The organism is Serratia sp. CY56464, assembly GCF_052168435.1.
GTDB classification, from domain to species: domain Bacteria; phylum Pseudomonadota; class Gammaproteobacteria; order Enterobacterales; family Enterobacteriaceae; genus Serratia; species Serratia marcescens.
The window spans coordinates 369447-388283 of sequence record NZ_JBJNMV010000003.1 but is presented as its reverse complement, the minus strand read 5'-3'; the positions used below and the strand labels follow the sequence as shown (position 1 = coordinate 388283).

Here is an 18837-nt window from a genome sequence, read left to right as displayed (position 1 = left end):
CCCGCGTTCCTTTTCACGTTAAATGTCTTTCTTGCGCAGCGACACGCAACGCCTTGCAAGGCGTTGAAAAAAGGCCCAGCAACGCTGGGCCCTTGATGGCGGAGAAAGCAAAGTAGGGATGAAGCTTACGACGTCTGCTTACGCAACAGATAAACGAAGTACGGCGCGCCGATAAAGGTCGCCAGTAACCCCGCGGGGATCTGATACGGAAACAGCAGCATCCGCCCGCACCAGTCGGCAAATACCATCAGCAAACCGCCCAACAGCGCGGCGATCACCATCTGCGGCAGCGCGCGGCGGAAGCCCAACATGCGCGCCATATGCGGCGCCATCAGCCCGACAAAGCTCAGCGGCCCCACGGTCAGGGTCGCCATGGCGGTCAGCGTGGCGGCCAGCAACAGAATGGTCAACCGCGCCGGCGTCAGCGCAATCCCCACCGAGCGGGCGGTGGCGCCGCCGAGCGGCAGAATGGTCAACCAACGGCGGCACAGCGGCGCCAATACCATCAGGCCGGCGGCCACCAGCGCGGTGCGCAGCGCCTGCGCCGGCTCAACCGAATAGGTTGAACCGGAGAGCCAGGTCAGCAAGCCCCCCATACGCGGATCGCCGCTGGCCAACAGCAGGAAGATGACGGTGGTAAAGGCGGTGCTGAGCGCGATACCGGCGAGCAACATGCGCTCAGTCGAGAAACCGCCGCGGCCTGCGGCGATCATGATGATCAGCAGCGTCGCGGCCGCCCCCAAACTGCCGGCGGGCAGCAGCCAAACGAAGGCGTCGCCCGGCACCATAAACAGCATCATCACGACGCCAAAAGCGGCGCCGGAACTGATGCCCAACACTTCCGGGCTGGCCATCGGGTTGCCGGTCAGCTTCTGGATCAGCGTGCCGGCGACCGCCAGCATCATGCCCGCCGCCAGCGCCGACAGCGCCCGCGGCCAACGCCACGGCAGCAACGCGTCCAGCTCCGCACCCAGGCTCCAGTGCCAGCCGCCGGCGTTTTTGCCCAGCATCAGCGCCAGCGTCAGGCCGATCAATAGCACGACGCCGGCCAGCGCTGCCCAGCCAGGCAGATTCCCGCGTTCGGCAGGCACCTTGTCGCCAAGGTTCATCGGCGGCGGCGTAGCGGCGCTGCGCAAACGCGGCAGCAGCCACAACAGCAGCGGCGCGCCGAACAGTGCGGTGGCCGCACCGGTCGGGATCTCGCGCCACACCTGCGTCACCCCGAGCATCACCTGATCGGTCAGCCACAGCAGCAGCGCCCCCAGCAACGGCGCCAGCATCATGCGGTGCGCCAGGCGGCGCGCGCCCAGCATCTTCGCCATCAGCGGCGCAAACAGGCCGATAAAGCCGATAACGCCCACCGCACTCACCAGCATGGCGCTGAAGATAATGGCCACCCCCAGGGCGCAAAAGCGCGCCATCGACAGCCCCAGCCCCAGGTTGCGCGCCACGCCGTCGTCCAGCCCCAGCAGCGTCAGCGGGCGCAGCAACAGCGCCGCCAGCAGGCCTGCCACCAGCAAACGCGGCAGGAGGAACTGTACAGCGCTCCAATCCTGTTGGTTCAGCGCGCCGGTGCCCCACAGGAACATGCCCTGCAGCTGATCGTAATGAAACAGCGCCAACAGGCTGTTGACCGCGCCGCAGTACAGCCCCAGCACCAACCCGGCCAGAATCAGCGTGACCGGCGACATACGCTTGCCCCAGGCGACGCCGAACACCAGCCCGCCCACCACAATCGCGCCCACCATAGCGGCCAGCTGGCGGGTGAATTCGCCCCCCGGCAGCACCCACAGCGTGGCGATGGTCAGGCCGAGCTGCGCGCCGGCGGCCACGCCGAGCGTCGACGGTTCCGCCAACGGATTGCGCAACACCTGCTGGAACAGCACGCCGACCAAGCCCAGGCCGGCGCCGGCCAACAGCGACACCGTCAACCGCGGCAGCAGGCTGTAATGGAACAGCATTTGCCGCACGTCGTCGATGTCCGGCGCGCTGAGCGCCCGCGCCCATTGCGCCGGCGGCAGCTGCTGCGTCAGGTTGTATATCGTCAGGCCACCTGCCGCCGCCAGCAACAGCAGGATCAGCGTCAGCGGCAATTTCCGGATGCCCGCATTCATGACGCACTCCCCTGAGCCTGCGCCAACAGGCGGCAAAACCGCATCGTCGACAGCGTGGCGCCATAGAACCACACCGCCGGCACCTGCCGCAGCTGGTTTTGCCGCACGAAGGGCAATGACTGCCACAGCGGCGTCGCGCTGACCTTGTCCATCATCGCCTGATTGCCGTGATCGAGATAGATGACCCGGGCGTTACGCACCGAGGCCAACCGTTCAATCCCCACCACCGCCGTGCCCCAAAAGTCGGTTGGCTCCTGCCAGGCATTGCGGATGCCCAGTTGGTCCATCGCTTCCTGGAACAGGCTTTTCTGGCCGATGATCAACGCATGACGCGTGTCGATCAGTGAAAACAGCAGCAACGGTTGGCGGGTGTAGCTTTGCAGGCGCTGACGCGCGTCCTGCATAAAACTGTCGAACTGCGCCAGGTGGTTTACCGCCCGGCTTTCTATGCCCAACCGCTGGCCCAGCGCCAGCAGCGACTGACGGGCGACGGTCAGCGGTTTGCCGCTGCCGTCGTTGAAGCCGAAGCTCATGGTTGGCGCGATGGGTTGGATTTTACGCGGCGTCGGGCCATAGCCCTGCGACAGCAACACCAGCGAAGGCTGGAGCTGCTGCAGCAGTTCGAGGTTAGGTTCGGTGCGCTGGCCGACGTCGACCACCGTCGCCGGCAGCTTCGGCTCCGCCACCCACAGGTTGTAGTTATGCACATCGGCCACCGCCAGCGGCGTTACGCCCAATGCCAACAGCAGCTCGATCGGCAGCCATTCCAACGCCGCAACGCGCGCGATATCCGGCGGCGTATCCGCCGCTCGCCCGGGCCACGATCCCAACAGCGGCGACAGCGCCAGCGCCATCAACAGACGGCGGCGCAGCGGATCGTGAGAAGAAGTGAATGCAGAGGACATCAGTAGACAAAACTCACCGGCGCGCCGCCGCTCGGGTGCGGCAACGTGCCCATAGGAATACCGTAAATTTGCTCCAGCACCGGCCCCTGCATCAGTTCCAGCGGGCCGCCCTGGGCGATCATTTCACCGCCGCGCAGCGCCACCAAATGGTCGCAGTAGCGCGCCGCCATGTTGATGTCGTGCAGCACGGCGATCACCGTGAGATCGCGTTCGCGGCTCAAGCGCTGGATCAGCGCCAACACCTCAACCTGATGCGCGATGTCCAGCGCCGAGGTCGGTTCGTCGAGCAGCAGGCAGCGGCTGTCCTGCGCCACCATCATCGCCAGCCAGGCGCGTTGGCGCTCGCCGCCGGACAGGCTGTCCACCAGGCGGTTGGCGAACGGCTTCAGCCCCACCAGTGAAATGGCCTCTTCCACCAATTGGCGATCGTTGGCGCCAAACCGCCCCAGCGCGCCATGCCACGGATAGCGCCCGACGGCCACCAGTTCGCGCACCGTCATGCCTTCCGCCGCCGGCAACTGCTGCGGCAGGTAGGCCACCTGGCGGGCGAAGGATTTGCTGTCCCACTGCGCCAACGGCTGCCGATTGAGCAGTACCTGGCCGCCGCTGGGCGCATGGTGCCGCCCGAGCAGTTTCAACAGGGTGGATTTACCGGAACCGTTATGGCCGATCAGGCCGCAGACGTTGCCCTGGGGAAAACTGAGCGACAGCGGTTGCAGCAGCACCCGGCCGGGGACGGCGAAACTGGCGTTATCCAGCGCGAAGGTCGCGCCGGGATTAAGAAGTTTGTCCTGCATAGATCCTGCTTTGTCCGGGGCGACGCGGCGCCGCCCCGGCTATCCGGTTAGAAACGGAAGGTTGCGGTGGCGACCACCTGGCGTTCTGCGCCCCAGTAGCAGGCGTAGTCGCGGTAGCAGCTCGACACGTAGGTCTTGTCGAACAGGTTATTGATGTTGACGCCCACGGACGAGCCCGGCAGGCCAAAGCGCGCCAGATCGTATTTAATGGTCGCGTCCACCAGCGTGTAGTCCGGCACCTTGAAGGTGGTGTTATCGCTGTTGAAGCTCGAGCTGGAGCCGACGTAACGCACGCCGGAACCCAGCGTCAGGCCGCTCACCGCCGTTTCGTGGAAGGTATAATCCGCCCACAGCGACGCCATATGTTTCGGCACCTCGACGGTCGGTTTGCCCTGATAGGTATTGTCCTTGGTGTACTTCGCATCGGTATAGGTATAGGAGGCGATCAGGTTGACGTTGGCATTCAATGCCGCCTTGGCTTCCAGCTCCACACCGCGCGAACGGATCTCGCCGCTCTGCACGCTGAACTGCGCGTTATCCGGATCCGGCGTCAGGTTGTTGTTCTTGGTCAGCTGGTACAGCGCGCCGGTCAGCACGATTGGGCGATCCTTCGGCACGTATTTCACACCGGCTTCATACTGCTTGCCGATCGAGGGCTTAAAGGTCTGGCCATTGATTGACGTATCGAGGGTCGGTTCAAACGACTCGCTGTAGCTGAAATACGGCGTCACGCCGTTGTCGAACAGGTAATTCAATCCGCCGCGCCAGGTAAACTGCCCATCGGAGCGTTCGTTGGTGTACCCGAGAACGCGGTTATTGGCCGACGTTTTCGCCCAGTCATAGCGCCCGCCCAGCGTCAACAGCCACTGGTTCCACTCCCCTTGCTCCTGCACATACAGGCCGGTTTGCTCCTGACGGTTCAAGTACTTGTATGGGAAGTTGATATTGACCACATCATTGCCATACTGCGGCTGGGTCATGCTCAGGCCGTCTGCGGAACCATAGTCGGAATTGATATCGTTGCGCATACGCGAATAATCTACGCCAAACAACAGCGTATGGTCGATATCGCCGGTTTTCACCTTCGCCTGTGCCTGAGTATCCACCGCAAAATTGTTCAGGTGTTCTTTCGACTGAACGTAAGCACGATTGATCGTCGTCGGTGATGACAAGCCGAATCCGTAAATGCTCTTCATATCGGTGTCCACCTGCATATAACGCAGGTTCTGGCGCACCGCCCAGGTATCGTTGAAGGCGTGTTCGAAGCTGTACCCGATCATCCGCTGCTTGCGCGCCATATAGTTGCTGGCTTCGCCTTCGTTGAAATCGGTCGGCAGTTTGCTGCCGTCCGGCAACGGGATCAGCGTGCCCTGCTTCGGCAACCAGCCGTAATAACCGGTATAGGGATCGTTTTGAATGTTGGCCAGCAGCGTGAAGTTGGTTTTGTCATCCGGGCGCCAGCTAAAGGACGGCGCGATCGCATAGCGCTTCTCTTTGCTCATGTTCTGCTGCGTATCGCTGTCTTTCGCCAGGCCGGTCAGGCGATAGGAATAAATGCCCTGATCGTCCAGCGCGTCGCTGAAATCGAAACCGGTCTGGAACAGGTTATCGGTACCCATTTTGAACTGGATTTCGCGCAGCGGCTCGGTGGTTGGCCGCTTGCTGACCATCGAGACCAAACCGCCCGGGTTGCTTTTACCGTACAGCACCGAAACCGGGCCGCGCAGCAGCTCGGCACGTTCGAGGAAATAAGGATCGATGGACGCTTCGCTGTAGTTGTCGCCCAGCAACCGCAGGCCATCCAGATACTGGGTGGTGTTGGTAGCCGGGAAGCCGCGGATTGCCACCGCATCATAGGTCGTGGAGCTGCCGCGGCTGGCGAATACGCCCGGCGCATAGGCCAGCGCGCCCTTCACCGTATCCGGCTGGCGCATGTCCATCTCTTCACGCGTCACCACGGAAACGGACTGCGGGTTCTTTTCGATCGGCGTATCGGTTTTGGTGCCGGTAGCGCTGCGTTTGGCGACATAGGTGCCGACCGGCCCCCAGGCGCTTTCCTGCTGGGCGGTATTGCTGCCGCCCACAACGGTAATCGTGTCTTCCTTGGCGGACGACTTGGCGTCGGCGGAAAATGCCGGCATCGCCAGCGTGCCCAGCGCCGCGGCGACGGTGATCGCTAACGCGCTGACGGGGAGGCGGCCCTGCTTGGCCGCGAATGATGGAAGACGCTTGGTCGGCATAGTTGATTTCTCTGATGAATAATTAAATGACGAATGTAAACGATAATAATTATTATAAGCGTCGCATTTTATGCAGAAGCCAAATTAAACTGCAAGCCGAATTCATAGGGCAAATAGGTTAAGGATTAGACGCTTAGCCTTGCGGTTAGCAGGGAAATAAAACGAGCAGAAAAATAAAAAAGCCCGCAACCAAGGTTACGGGCTTAATAACAAAGAAAAAACTTTCACCGGGGCCGACGCCCCGGTAGCGATTACTGGCCGAACATATCCTTGATCCAGCCGGCGACGCCATCGCCATCTTTTTGCTCACCCGCCGCCGGTTGTTGCTGTTGCTGTTGCTGCTGTTGCTGCACCGCCGCCTGGCTGGCCTGGCACAATCCCTGCGGATTGTCGGTCCAGACCGGGATGGTGCGCCAGCTGCCGCCGCCGCAGATAAAGTTGCCGGCAGAGTCGATGCTCATCTGGTTAATGCCTTCCGGCGGCTGCAGCATCAGCGGCAGCGGCGTCTGGTTTTCCAGATAGCGGCGATACAGGGTCAACGCGCCGTTGGCGCCGGTCAGCTTGGCCGGGCCGTTGTTATCGCGCCCGACCCAGGCGATCGCCACTTCCTTGCCGTCGATGCCGGCGAACCAGCTGTCGCGCAGATCGTTGGTGGTACCGGTTTTCGCCGCCAGGTTGTAGTTCGGGAACTTCACCGACAGCGAGCGGGAGGTCCCGCGCGCCACGCCCTGCTGCATCGCGTACAGCGTCAGGTAAGCGGCCTGCGCCGGCACCATGCGCTCCGCCTGTGGGAAGCTCTGGTACAGCACGGTGCCGTCTTCGGCGATCACCGAACGCACCGCCGACAGCGGCGCACGGTTACCGCCGCTGGCGATGGTCTGGTATTCCTGCGCCACTTCCATCGGCGTCAGGCCGATCGCCCCCAGCAGCATCGAAGGCACCGGATTGATCTCCGCTTTCGGGATCCCCAGGCGTTGCAGCGTGGCGCTGATCTGATCCAGCCCGACCGACAGGCCGAGGTTCACCGTCGGCACGTTCAGCGAGTTGGCCAACGCATCCACCAGCATCACCTGACCGCGGAATTTGCGATCGTAGTTGTTCGGCTGCCAGACGGCGCCGTTGGGCTGTTTCAGCGACAGCGGCGCATCCGCCAGCCAGGTGTTGAGGCGGTATTTGTCCGGCTCGGACAGCGCGGTCAGGTACGTCGGCGGTTTGGCCAGCGAGCCGACCAGGCGTCGCGCCTGCATGGCGCGGTTGAAACCGGCGAACTGCGGGTTGGCGCCGCCGACCATGGCGCGCACTTCACCGCTGAAGCGATCGACGATCACCATCGCCGCTTCCAGATCCTGCAGGTGACGCGCGGCGCGCAGCGCCGGGATGCCGTCTTCAACCGCTTTTTCCGCCGCGTCTTGCGACACCGGATCCAGCGTGGTGAAGATCTTCACGCCGGACAGGTCATTGACCTTATCGCCCAGCCTGGTTTGCAGTTCCTGACGCACCATCTGCATAAACGCCGGTTGTGGCGTAATGACGCCGCCTTTCGGCTGTACGCCCAGCGGACGCGCGCTCAGCATGTCATACAGCTCGCCGTCGATCACCCCCTGGTTCTGCAGCAGTTTGAGCACCAGATTGCGGCGTTCCAGCGCCAGTTTCGGGTTACGCCACGGGTTATACAGCGACGCGCCCTTGACCATGCCAACCAGCAACGCCTGTTGATCGAGGCTCAGCTCATCCACCGGGCGGCCGAAGTAATACAGGCTGGCCAGCGGGAAACCGCGGATCTGGTCGCTGCCGCTCTGGCCGAGGTACACCTCGTTCAGATACAGCTCCAGGATGCGGTCTTTGCTGTAACGGTAATCCACCAACAGCGCCATATAGGCTTCGTTGGCCTTACGCCACAGCGAACGTTCGTTGGTCAGGAACAGGTTCTTCACCAGCTGCTGCGTCAGGGTACTGCCGCCCTGCACCGCACGGCCGGCGGTCAGGTTGGCCAGCACCGCGCGGCCGATGGAGTATGGGCTGATGCCGTCATGCTCGTAGAAGTGGCGGTCTTCCGTGGCGATCAGCGTGTCCACCAACAGATCCGGGAAACCGGAACGCGGCACGAACAGGCGCTGTTCACCGTTCGGCGACTGCAGCATGGTGATAAGACGCGGATCGAGGCGGAAGAAGCCGAAGCTGCGGCCGCTGTCCAGGTTTTCGATCTTCGCCAAACGGTTGTTCTGGAAATCGAGGCGGGCGCGGATCTGCCCTTCTTTACCGTCCGGGAAGTCGAACGGGCGACGCAGCATCTCGATGCTGTTGGCCTGTACGGTAAACTCGCCCGGACGCGTCATGCGGCTGACCTGGCGATACTGCATGCCTTCCAGCAGGTTGACCATCTCCTTCTTGCTGTACGGCATGCCCGGTTCCAGGTTGACCATGCGGCCGTACACCGCCGCCGGCAGCTGCCAGACTTTGCCGTCGATGCGGCTGCGGATCTGCGAGTCCAGGTAGACGCCATAGATCGCCAACAAGACGGCGAGCACCAGGATCAGTTTGATAATCAGGCCGAGCCAGCGGCGTTTTTTACGCGGCGGAGTCGCTTTTACCTTACGCGGCATGCGTTCCTCCTCCTCTTCATACTCATCATCGTCATACTCGTCTTCTTCGTAATCGTCATAATCGTCGTCTCGGCGACGGCGCGGCGGCTTGCGCGACGCGGTGCTTTTTGGTTGTTTTCCTTTGCGCCCGATGGGCTCGCGGTCATCCCCAGCCATGGCTGTTGTTCTCCGAGCTTGCCGACACTGCCGGCCATGATTAGTCGCTTAATCTGTGCCGACGCCGCAGCGCTGACCAGAAGAAACATCTGAATTCCAAACCTTGAATGATCGCGACCTACTGATATTTCTTCGTTCGGCGCGTCGGTACCGCCGTGGCCGGATCGTCCGGCCACACGTGTTTCGGGTAGCGGCCCTTCATCTCTTTTTGCACCTCGCGGTAGGCGCCTTGCCAGAAGGCCGCCAGATCGCCGGTGATTTGCAACGGCCGGTGCGCCGGTGAGAGTAACTCAAGCACCACCGGGATGCGACCCTCCGCCAACATCGGGCTGCGCTGCTCGCCGAAAACCTCCTGCAAGCGCACCGCCAGCGCCGGCGGTTTACCGGCCTCATAACGGATCGGCAGGCGGCTACCGGTCGGCACAGTGTAATGAGTGGGTAACGCATTATCCAGCCGCTGCTTTTGCTGCCAGTCCAGCAGGCGGGACAGCGCCTCGGCGATGTTGACCTGCTTCAAGCCGCGCAGATCGCGCACGCCGTTCAGCGACGGCAACAGCCACTGCTCCAGCGCCGCCAGCAGCGGCTCTTCATCCATCGCCGGCCATTCCGCCTCCGGCAGCCAGGCTTGCGCGCACTGCAGGCGCACCCGCAATTGTTCAGCGGCACCCTCCCAGTTGAGCACCGCCAACCCCTGCGCGCGCACCCAGTCGAGCAGCGCCTGCTGCAGCTCTTCGTCCGCCGGTTTGGCCAGCGGCTGAGCGCGCAGCGTCAGACGGCCGATCTGCTGGCGTTTCCAGGCGCGCAGCGTGCCCTTTTCTTCATCCCACTCCACCGCCGTGCGCTGCATGACCATCGCCGGCAGCTGCGCCGCCAGCGCTTCGATGTCCACCGGCAGCGCCAGCAGGATACGCGCATCGGGGCTGTTGTGGCCCTGCAACAGGCTGGGAACGATCAGCCAGGGGGCGCGCGACAGCGCCTCGTCCTGATTCATCGCCGCGCCCAGGCCGTTGGCCAGCAGGTAGCGGCCGTCCTGGCCACGCCGCTGGGCGATGCGATCGGTAAATGCCTGTGCCAACAGACGCGGCGCCAGCTCGACGTCGACTTGCCCCGCACGTTGCGGCAGGCGTTTGGCCAACTGCGCGGCGCGCTGCCGCCAGTTCGCTTGCGGGCGGCTCAGCCAATAACCGATATCCATCTGCCCGCCGCGCGGCGGTTCTTCCAGCAATGCCGCCAACAATGCCGCCGTCGCCAGGCCGTCGGCGCTCAGCGTCGCGCCGGCAACCAGCATCGCCGCCAACCGCGGCTCGCACCCCAACGCAGCCATCTGGCGCCCCGGCGCGGTGAGTTTGTCGCCGTCATCCGTAGCCCCCAACCGGCGCAACAGCGCCCTGGCCGCCGTCAATGCCGCCGCCGGAGGCGCATCCAGCCAGGTCAGTTGCGCCGGATCGTGGCAACCCCACTGCAACAGTTCGAGCCAGAAGCCGGTGAGATCGCTCTGCAAAATGTCCGGTTCGGCATGTTCCGCCGCGCGTTCCGCCTGTTCTTTGGCGAACAGATGCCAGCAAAGGCCCGGCTCCAGCCGCCCGGCGCGCCCGGCGCGCTGCACCATCGAGGCCTGACTGATGCGCTGCGTCGCCAGCCTCGTCAAACCGTTGCGCACGTCGTAACGCGCCACGCGCTCCAGACCGCTGTCCACCACCAGCCGAATGCCCTCGATCGTCAGGCTGGTTTCGGCGATGTTGGTCGCCAGCACCACCTTGCGGCGACCAGGCGCCGCCGGCTGAATCGCTTTTTGCTGTTGCGCCAGAGGCAAGGCGCCATACAGCGGGCAAAGATCGGTATCGCTCGCCACCTCGCCGGTCAATCGCTCCAGCACCCGATTGATCTCCGCCACGCCCGGCAGGAACAGCAGCAAAGATCCCGGCTGTTCGGCCAGCAACCGCTTCACCGCCGCCGCTACGCCGTCCTCCAGCCGCTGATGGCTGGCCAACGGCTGATATAAACGCTCAACCGGGAAGCTTCTCCCCTCGGACACCACTACCGGCGCTTCCGGCAGCAACTGCGACAGGCGAGCGTTATCCAAGGTGGCCGACATGATCAGCAGCTTCAGATCGTCGCGCAGCCCTTGCTGCACATCGAGCAGCAACGCCAGCGCCAGATCGGCCTGCAGGCTGCGTTCGTGGAATTCATCGAGGATCACCAACGACACGCCCTGCAGCTCGGCATCCTGCTGCAACATGCGGGTGAGAATGCCTTCCGTCACCACTTCCAGCCGGGTCTGCGGCCCGCTTTTACTTTCGGCGCGCATGCGGTAGCCCACGGTCTGGCCGGGCTCCTCCCCCAGTTGCTGTGCCAGGCGGTAAGCGACGTTTTTCGCCGCCAGCCGCCGCGGCTCCAGCATGATAATGCGCCCCGGCAACCCGGCCTTCGCCAGGAGCTGCAGCGGCAGCCAGGTGGATTTACCGGCGCCGGTCGGGGCGTGCAACAGCACCTGAGGAGCGGACTGCAACGCAGCCAGCAACTCATCAAGCACCGCGCTGACGGGCAATGAAGACACTGAACTCTCCGTGGTGGTTAACGTTAAACGGCGTACAGTGTAGCATTAGCTTTGTCCCCGTAGCCTTTCAAACTGCGGCGTCGTTAGCTATAGTACGGAGCTCATTCGTGCGCCGCGCCCCTCGCGGGGCCGCTGCCAGCAACGTTTACCGCTGTTCCCGACCGTTTTGTCATGCATTTGCCGAGCCCTTATGTCCAATTCGCGCCGCCTGTTTTTCGCCCTGTCCTTGCCTGACGCCCTGCAACAGCAGGTGATCCGCTGGCGCGCCGAGGCGTTTGCGCCGGAGGCCGGCCGGCCGGTGGCGGCGGCCAATTTGCATCTGACGCTGGCGTTTCTCGGCGAGGTCACCGCGCAGAAAGAGCAAGCGCTGCGCAAGCTGGCCGGCCGCATCGTACAACCCGGGTTCAGCATGCGGCTCGACGATCTCGGCCATTGGCCGCGCCCCGGCGTGGTCTGGCTCGGCACCCGCCGCGCGCCGCGCGGGCTGCTGCAGCTAGCCGAGCTGCTGCGATCGCAGGCCGCCCGCAGCGGCTGCCATCAAAGCGCGCTGCCGTTCCATCCGCATGTCACGCTGCTGCGCGCCGCCACCCAGCCGGTGGCGATCCCGCCGGCGACGCCGGGCTGGGCATTCAGCGCCGACGCCTTTTCCTTATATGAGTCGGTGTTCGAAAACGGCCGCACCCGCTATCAACACCTCGAACAGTGGCCGCTGGCCAAACAGGCATCCGCATGATTTTTTCTCCACCGCTGCGTTCCGCCACGCTGATCAAACGTTACAAACGCTTTCTGGCGGACGTGATCACCCCGGAAGGGGAAACCTTTACGCTGCACTGCGCCAATACCGGCGCCATGACCGGCTGCGCCACGCCCGGCGACACCGTTTGGTACTCCACCTCGGACAATCCCAAGCGCAAATACGCTCACAGCTGGGAGTTGACCCATACCCAACAGGGGCACTGGATCTGCGTCAATACCCTGCGCGCCAACGCGCTGGTGCGCGAGGCGATTGAACACAATTTAATCAATGAATTATCCGGTTACAGTAAAATCAGCGGCGAGGTGAAATACGGCGGTGAAAACAGCCGTATCGATTTGTTATTACAGGCAGAAAATCGGGTTAACTGCTATATTGAAGTTAAGTCAGTCACATTACTGCAACAACAACGTGGTTACTTTCCTGATGCGGTAACGCTCAGAGGGCAAAAGCACCTGCGTGAGTTGCTCAGCGTGGTTGAAAGCGGGCAACGGGCGGTGTTGTTCTTTGCCGTGTTACACAGCGGTATTGAGCAGGTCGCACCGGCACATCATATAGATGAGCGCTATGCGGCGCTGTTGGCACAGGTCCGGCAGTTGGGAGTGGAAGTGGTTTGCTACGGGGCAAAATTATCACCTGACGGTATTTATCTCTGCGATAAGCTGCCGTTTTTTATCGATTAGCGCAGTCGGGTCCCTATAAATAGACAACCGGCCAGCACGATCGCCAAATACGCCCTCCTTCACACGATTGTCAAGCGGGCGACAGGAATAATTGCCAACCTACCTTCCTTCTGTTATTTATAGCGGCCTGTTTTTCCCCCGCATTGGGGATTCGATAGTGCGTGTGTATGTAGGAGAAGCAACATGCAAGAAGGGCAAAACCGTAAAACCTCGTCCTTGAGCATTCTCGCCATCGCTGGGGTGGAGCCGTACCAAGAGAAGCCGGGCGAAGAGTACATGAACGACGCCCAGTTGTCGCATTTCAAGCGCATTCTTGAAGCGTGGCGCAACCAGCTCAGGGACGAAGTGGACCGTACTGTATCGCATATGCAAGAAGAGGCAGCCAACTTCCCTGATCCGGCCGACCGTGCCACTCAGGAAGAAGAGTTCAGCCTTGAACTGCGTAACCGTGACCGTGAACGCAAACTGATCAAAAAGATCGAGAAAACGCTGAAGAAAGTGGAAGACGATGATTTCGGCTACTGCGAATCTTGTGGCGTGGAGATCGGTATTCGTCGCCTCGAAGCGCGTCCGACCGCCGATCTGTGCATCGACTGCAAGACGCTGGCCGAGATCCGCGAAAAGCAGATGGCCGGCTAATACCGCTACTCTAAATGATTGGAGCTGCATCAAGGCGGCAAGAATGCGCATCCCGATGAGCTTACTCAAGTAAGTGATTCGGGTAAGCAGGCGCAGCTAACACAGATGCAGTTTCAAGCATAACGAGTATGTTACCGCTGCGGCGTGCGTACCCGCGTGCGCCGCACAGAGAAAAGGGAACCCCTCCCCTCTGATATGCAAGAAAGTCATTATGTGGGGCGTTTTGCCCCATCGCCTTCCGGGGATCTGCATTTCGGCTCGCTGATTGCCGCTCTGGGAAGCTACCTTCAGGCTCGCGCCCAACGCGGGCAGTGGCTGGTTCGCATCGAAGATATCGACCCGCCGCGTGAAGTCCCCGGCGCCGCCGCTCGCATCCTGTCCGCGCTGGAACATTATGGTCTCCACTGGGACGGCCAGGTCATCTATCAATCCCAACGTCACGACGCCTACCGCGCCGCGCTGGATCTGTTGCAGCGTCAGGGGCTCAGCTATTACTGCACCTGCACCCGCAGCCGCATCCAGCACATCGGCGGATTGTACGACGGCCACTGTCGTGACTTGCAGCTCGGCCCGCAGGGCGCCGCCATCCGCTTGCGCCAGACCGCGCCCGTTTACCGGTTCCACGATCGCCTGCAGGGAGAATTGCAGGCCGATCCGGCGCTGGCGGGGGAAGACTTTATCATTCGCCGCCGCGATGGGCTGTTCGCCTACAACCTGGCGGTGGTGATCGACGACCATTTTCAGGGCGTGACCGAGATTGTCCGCGGCGCCGATCTGATCGAACCGACGGTGCGCCAAATTGCCCTCTACCGCCAGCTGCAGGCGCCGGTGCCCGCTTATGTGCATCTGCCGTTGGCGCTGGGTGCCAACGGCATCAAGCTGTCGAAGCAAAATCATGCGCCGGCGTTGCCCGCAGGCGATCCGCGGCCGGTGCTGATCGCCGCGCTGAAATTTCTGCGCCAACCGCTGCCGGAAAGCTGGCAAGATCTTGACCTGCCATTATTATTGAGCTGGGCGATCGAACACTGGCGGTTGGAAAACGTGCCGCGTCAGGAGGCTATCCCTCTGGATGAAAACACGCCGGCATTCTCAAAGGAGCCATGGTGAGCTATGATTAGCCGCTATTTTTTGTTAGCTCCATTTTTATCAGTCACTATCGAGGTGTACCATTTTTACCCGAGTAGCCAACTTCTGTCGTAAGGTACTGACCCGCGATGACAAGCTGCCCCGCGACGACGCGGCGGCCGGCGATAAAAACGTAGTCCGCGAAGAGCGTGCCGCGGCACCAAGCCGCCCTGCGCCGCAGCCGCGCGCCGCCGATAACGGCAGCAACGCCCCTGCCCGCCGCTCAACGCCGCGCAAGCGTCCGCCTTTCCCTCTCGCCGAGAGCAACGACTCGATGACCGTGATCCCGCGCGAACAACACTCGATTTCGCGCAAAGACATCAGCGAGAATGCGCTAAAAGTGCTTTATCGCCTGAACAAGTCCGGCTACGAGGCTTATCTGGTCGGCGGCGGGGTGCGCGATCTGTTGCTCGGCAAAAAGCCGAAAGACTTCGACATCACCACCAACGCCACGCCGGAACAAGTGCGCAAACTGTTCCGCAACTGCCGCCTGGTCGGCCGCCGCTTCCGTCTGGCGCACGTGATGTTTGGGCCGGAGATCATCGAAGTGGCCACCTTCCGCGGTCACCACGAACAGAATCAGGAATCCGACAAGAATTCCTCCCAGCAGGCGCAAAACGGCATGCTGCTGCGCGACAACATCTTCGGTTCGATCGAGGAAGACGCCCAGCGCCGTGATTTCACCATCAACAGCCTGTACTACGGCGTGGCGGATTTCACCCTGCGCGATTACGTCGGCGGCCTGAACGATCTGAAACAAGGCGTGATCCGCCTGATCGGCGATCCGGAAACCCGCTACCGCGAAGATCCGGTGCGCATGCTGCGCGCGGTGCGCTTCGCCGCCAAGCTGGACATGCGCATCAGCGAAGAGACCGCCGAGCCGATCCCTCGCCTGGCCTCGCTGCTGCATGAGATCCCGCCGGCGCGTCTGTTCGAAGAATCCCTCAAGCTGCTGCAGGCGGGTTACGGTTTCCAAACCTATCTGAAGCTGTGCGAATATCAGCTGTTCCAACCGCTGTTCCCGCTGATCGCCCGCAACTTCACGCCGAACCACGATACGCCGATGGAGCGCATTCTGGTGCAGGTGCTGAAGAACACCGATCATCGCCTACAGAACGACATGCGCGTCAACCCGGCGTTCCTGTTCGCCGCCATGCTGTGGTACCCGCTGCTGGAGCACGCGCAGAAGCTGGCGCAGGAAAGCGGCCTGGCCTACTACGACGCCTTCGCGCTGGCGATGAACGATGTGCTCGACGAGCAGTGCCGCTCGTTGGCGATCCCGAAACGCATCACCACGCTGGTGCGCGATATCTGGCAGCTGCAGCTGCGCCTGTCTCGCCGTCAGGGCAAACGCGCGCACAAACTGATGGAACATCCGAAATTCCGCGCCGCCTATGACCTGCTGGCGCTGCGTGCGGAAGTGGAAGACAATCAGGAGATGCTGCGTCTGGCCGAGTGGTGGGGCGAGTTCCAGGACGCCACGCCGGCGCGGCAGAAAGCCATGCTGAGCACCTTGGGCGACGATCCCGCGCCGCGCCGCGCGCGCCAACGCCGCCCTCGCCGCCGGGCACCGCGCAAAGAAGGGGCATAATGATCCGCGTTTATATCGCGCTGGGCAGCAACCTGGCGCAGCCGCTGCAACAGGTTAACGCCGCGCTGGAGGCGCTGGAGCATCTCCCGCGCACCCGGCTGGTCATCTGTTCTTCGTTTTACCGCACCAAGCCGCTGGGGCCGCAAAACCAGCCGGACTTTCTCAACGCGGTGGTGGCGCTGGATACCCTGTTGCCGCCCGAACAGCTGCTCGACCATACCCAGGCGATAGAACGCAATCAGGGGCGCGTGCGCAAGGATGAGCGTTGGGGTCCACGCACGCTCGATCTGGATATCATGCTGTACGGCGACAAGGTGATCCATACCGAGCGCCTGACGGTGCCGCATTACGGCCTGAAAGAGCGCGAATTCATGCTCTACCCGCTGGCGGAAATCGCCCCCGATCTGATTTTCCCCGATGGCGAACCGCTCGCCAGCTGCCTCAAGCGCGTGCCGGAAAACGGCATGGCGCTGTGGCATCAGCCAAAACTCAAGTCCTGACCCACCTACAGCGCCAACCGCGCTACAAATCCCCCCGCCGGGCGATTGGCGAAACTGACCTGCAAACCATGCAAGCCGGCGATACGCTGCACGATAGATAACCCCAGACCGCTGCCGGTTTGTTCCTGTCCCGGCGGGCGGTAGAAACGTTCTCCGAGCCGCGCCAGATGCTCCGTGGTGACACCCGGACCGTCGTCCGCCACCGTCAGCGAACGTTCGCTCAACGTCACGGTGACGACGCCGCCCTGCGGGGTATAGCGCACCGCGTTGTCCAGCAGATTGCGCAACAGCAACGACAGCAGCAAGGTTTCTCCCTGACTCGGCGGTGGCGTTCCCTGATGTTCATAGCGTAGCGTCACGCCCGCCGCATGGGCCTGCCGATCCTGCTCCGCCAGGGTCATCGTCACCAGATCGTTCCAGTCGACCGGCGCAAGTTCGGCCAGATCCGACAGCGAATCCAGCCGCGACAGCGTCAGCAGTTGATCCACCAGCCGGGTGGCGCGGTCGATGCCGAGCGTCAGATTGTCCAGCGCGTGCTCACGCATCGGCGCATCGTCCCCCGCCAGCTGCACCACTTCAGTCTGCACCCGCAGCGCCGCCAGCGGGCTGCGCAACTCGTGCGCAGCATCGGAGGTGAAGCGCCGCTCCCGCACCAGCAAAGCGTTGATGCGGGCGAACAGCGCATTGAGCGCATCCACCAGCGGGCGCACCTCGGTCGGCACCTGGCGCGCATCCAGCGGCGTGGCGTCATCGGGCGCGCGCCGGCGCAAACCGGCCGCCACCGCGCGCAGCGGCCGCAGCTCGCGCCCGACCATCAGCGCGATCAGCAACATCAGCACCGGCAGCGTCGCCAGCCAGGGCACCAACTGGCCGGTCACCATGCCCAGCGCCATATCGCGCCGGTAATCCCACTCCTGCCCCACGACAATGCGATAGCGCCCGTCGGGGCTGGTCAACCATACCAGGCGCCAGCTGTCGTCATCGCCTTTGCGCTCACCGTCGGTAAAACCTTCACGCTCCCCGTCAAACAGGAAATCAGCACCGTTCTCGCCGTCGTTGAGCAGCATCTTGCCTTGGCGATCGAAGATGGCGAACGCCAGCGCGTCGTCGTCCTGCTCGCCGCGCTTGCCGTGATGCACCAGCTTCTTGGTTTTCGGCAGGCTGCGCGCGCTTTCATCGGCCAACAGATCGCCGAGGTTGGCGGTCGCCAGCCGTTTGGCGAACAGCATCTGTTGGGTGTCGAACACTTCGTTGATGGTGTTGCGCGACATCACCCAGGCCACCACGCTGGCGGTGCTCCAGGTCAGCAGCGCCAACAGGCTGAAGATCAGGATCAGGCGCAGCCGCAGGCTGAGACGCTTCACGGCGCATCCCCCAGCGTGTAACCCACGCCGTGGATGGTGCGGATGAAGCCGTTGCCCAGCTTGCGCCGCAGGTGGTGAATATGCACCTCCACCGCGTTGCTGCTCACCTCGTCGTCCCAGTTGTACAGTTTCTCCTGAATCAACGGCCGCGCCAGCACCCGCCCCTTGTTGTGCAAAAACAGCTCCAGCACCGCCAATTCGCGCGGCGTCAGCGTCACCGGTTCGCCGTTGCAGCTCACGCTGCGGGTGGCGCTGTCGAACACTACGTTGCCGTGCGTCAGCTGCGGCATCAGTTGGCCGTGACGACGCCGGATCAGCGCCTGCAGGCGCGCCGCCACTTCGGCCAGCGCGAACGGCTTGCACAGATAATCGTCGGCGCCGCTTTGCAGCCCGCTGACCCGCTGCTCCAGCGCGTCGCGGGCGGTGAGGATCAGCACCGGCACGTCCTGCCCCGCCTGGCGCCACTGGCGCAGCAGATCCAGGCCGTCGAGGCCCGGCAGGCTGAGATCGAGGATCACCGCGTCATACGGTGCGCTGTCCAGCGCATTTTTGCCGACGGCGCCGTCGGTGAACCAGTCCAGGTTAAAGCCAAGTTTGGTCAGCCCGACCTTGATGCCGTCCCCGATCAATTTGTCATCTTCGATCAACAGAATTCGCATGAGTATCCCTTTTGAGTCATGACGCCATTGCACCACAAGGTTCTTAAGAACCGCTTAAGCATGGCGATCCGCGCTACCCACCCCGATCGGGTTACAGTAGAATGGCTGCACTTTTTTGCAGCCTGGGCCTGCGTAAGCCGCACGGCCCTT

General features: G+C 62.7%; 14 protein-coding genes. 6 read left to right on the top strand and 8 right to left on the bottom strand.

Features of this window, described 5'->3' with window-relative positions; genetic code table 11:
- Positions 1–125: 125 nt before the first annotated feature.
- From fhuB to hrpB, 6 genes are all read right to left on the bottom strand, one after another.
- Entirely contained in the window at positions 126–2114 is a 1989-nt protein-coding gene (gene fhuB, locus ACJ8KE_RS17980; RefSeq protein ID WP_016930052.1) for a Fe(3+)-hydroxamate ABC transporter permease FhuB, read from the bottom strand.
- Complete coding sequence (gene fhuD / locus ACJ8KE_RS17975; RefSeq protein ID WP_110147402.1) at positions 2111–3019, bottom strand: Fe(3+)-hydroxamate ABC transporter substrate-binding protein FhuD; 909 nt, start codon at positions 3017–3019, stop codon at positions 2111–2113. The genes fhuB and fhuD overlap by 4 nt, the downstream gene beginning before the upstream one ends.
- Positions 3019–3816 carry a Fe3+-hydroxamate ABC transporter ATP-binding protein FhuC gene (gene fhuC, locus ACJ8KE_RS17970; RefSeq protein ID WP_016930054.1) on the bottom strand — a complete coding sequence of 266 codons (798 nt, stop codon included), beginning with the start codon at positions 3814–3816 and terminating at the stop codon, positions 3019–3021. Before fhuC ends, fhuD begins: the two co-directional genes overlap by 1 nt.
- A gap of 47 nt (positions 3817–3863) precedes the next feature.
- Entirely contained in the window at positions 3864–6056 is a 2193-nt protein-coding gene (fhuA, locus tag ACJ8KE_RS17965) for a ferrichrome porin FhuA (protein WP_097101398.1), read from the bottom strand.
- Positions 6057–6307: 251 nt separating this feature from the next.
- The gene (gene mrcB / locus ACJ8KE_RS17960) at positions 6308–8815 is read right to left on the bottom strand and encodes a bifunctional glycosyl transferase/transpeptidase (protein WP_079451764.1); all 2508 of its coding nucleotides are present in this window, start codon (positions 8813–8815) and stop codon (positions 6308–6310) included.
- A gap of 118 nt (positions 8816–8933) precedes the next feature.
- On the bottom strand, positions 8934–11372 hold the full coding sequence (gene hrpB / locus ACJ8KE_RS17955; protein WP_170913144.1) for an ATP-dependent helicase HrpB: 2439 nt from the start codon (positions 11370–11372) through the stop codon (positions 8934–8936).
- A 190-nt stretch (positions 11373–11562) separates the two neighbouring features.
- Here hrpB and thpR point away from each other — a divergent pair, with 190 nt between their 5' ends.
- The 6 genes from thpR to folK all read left to right on the top strand — a co-directional run bounded on the left by thpR (position 11563) and on the right by folK (position 16664).
- A complete protein-coding gene (gene thpR, locus ACJ8KE_RS17950) occupies positions 11563–12105 on the top strand; it encodes an RNA 2',3'-cyclic phosphodiesterase (RefSeq protein ID WP_016930058.1) in 543 nt (180 codons plus the stop codon).
- Positions 12102–12809 carry a DNA/RNA nuclease SfsA gene (gene sfsA, locus ACJ8KE_RS17945; RefSeq protein ID WP_004937572.1) on the top strand — a complete coding sequence of 236 codons (708 nt, stop codon included), beginning with the start codon at positions 12102–12104 and terminating at the stop codon, positions 12807–12809. Before thpR ends, sfsA begins: the two co-directional genes overlap by 4 nt.
- 183 nt (positions 12810–12992) lie before the next feature.
- Entirely contained in the window at positions 12993–13448 is a 456-nt protein-coding gene (gene dksA, locus ACJ8KE_RS17940; protein WP_004937569.1) for an RNA polymerase-binding protein DksA, read from the top strand.
- A 195-nt stretch (positions 13449–13643) separates the two neighbouring features.
- Complete coding sequence (gene gluQRS, locus ACJ8KE_RS17935) at positions 13644–14555, top strand: tRNA glutamyl-Q(34) synthetase GluQRS (RefSeq protein WP_016930059.1); 912 nt, start codon at positions 13644–13646, stop codon at positions 14553–14555.
- Between the two features lie 61 nt (positions 14556–14616).
- Complete coding sequence (pcnB, locus tag ACJ8KE_RS17930) at positions 14617–16164, top strand: polynucleotide adenylyltransferase PcnB (RefSeq protein ID WP_071883579.1); 1548 nt, start codon at positions 14617–14619, stop codon at positions 16162–16164.
- Complete coding sequence (folK, locus tag ACJ8KE_RS17925) at positions 16164–16664, top strand: 2-amino-4-hydroxy-6-hydroxymethyldihydropteridine diphosphokinase (RefSeq protein ID WP_060445100.1); 501 nt, start codon at positions 16164–16166, stop codon at positions 16662–16664. Before pcnB ends, folK begins: the two co-directional genes overlap by 1 nt.
- Positions 16665–16669: 5 nt before the next feature.
- Here the strand turns inward: folK and qseC are convergent, their stop codons facing one another.
- Positions 16670–18028, bottom strand: coding sequence for a quorum sensing histidine kinase QseC (gene qseC / locus ACJ8KE_RS17920; protein WP_079450230.1), 1359 nt, complete (start codon positions 18026–18028; stop codon positions 16670–16672).
- Positions 18025–18687, bottom strand: coding sequence for a quorum sensing response regulator transcription factor QseB (gene qseB / locus ACJ8KE_RS17915; protein WP_097101394.1), 663 nt, complete (start codon positions 18685–18687; stop codon positions 18025–18027). Before qseB ends, qseC begins: the two co-directional genes overlap by 4 nt.
- Between the last annotated feature and the right edge of the window lie 150 nt (positions 18688–18837).

Bases quoted from the DNA above. Each gene is read 5' to 3' on its own strand.
- fhuB (WP_016930052.1), bottom strand. From the start codon at position 2,114: ATGAATGCGGGCATCCGGAAATTGCCGCTGACGCTGATCCTGCTGTTG.
- fhuD (WP_110147402.1), bottom strand. From the start codon at position 3,019: ATGTCCTCTGCATTCACTTCTTCTCACGATCCGCTGCGCCGCCGTCTG.
- fhuC (WP_016930054.1), bottom strand. From the start codon at position 3,816: ATGCAGGACAAACTTCTTAATCCCGGCGCGACCTTCGCGCTGGATAAC.
- fhuA (WP_097101398.1), bottom strand. From the start codon at position 6,056: ATGCCGACCAAGCGTCTTCCATCATTCGCGGCCAAGCAGGGCCGCCTC.
- mrcB (WP_079451764.1), bottom strand. From the start codon at position 8,815: ATGGCTGGGGATGACCGCGAGCCCATCGGGCGCAAAGGAAAACAACCA.
- thpR (WP_016930058.1), top strand. From the start codon at position 11,563: ATGTCCAATTCGCGCCGCCTGTTTTTCGCCCTGTCCTTGCCTGACGCC.
- sfsA (WP_004937572.1), top strand. From the start codon at position 12,102: ATGATTTTTTCTCCACCGCTGCGTTCCGCCACGCTGATCAAACGTTAC.
- dksA (WP_004937569.1), top strand. From the start codon at position 12,993: ATGCAAGAAGGGCAAAACCGTAAAACCTCGTCCTTGAGCATTCTCGCC.
- gluQRS (WP_016930059.1), top strand. From the start codon at position 13,644: ATGCAAGAAAGTCATTATGTGGGGCGTTTTGCCCCATCGCCTTCCGGG.
- folK (WP_060445100.1), top strand. From the start codon at position 16,164: ATGATCCGCGTTTATATCGCGCTGGGCAGCAACCTGGCGCAGCCGCTG.
- qseB (WP_097101394.1), bottom strand. From the start codon at position 18,687: ATGCGAATTCTGTTGATCGAAGATGACAAATTGATCGGGGACGGCATC.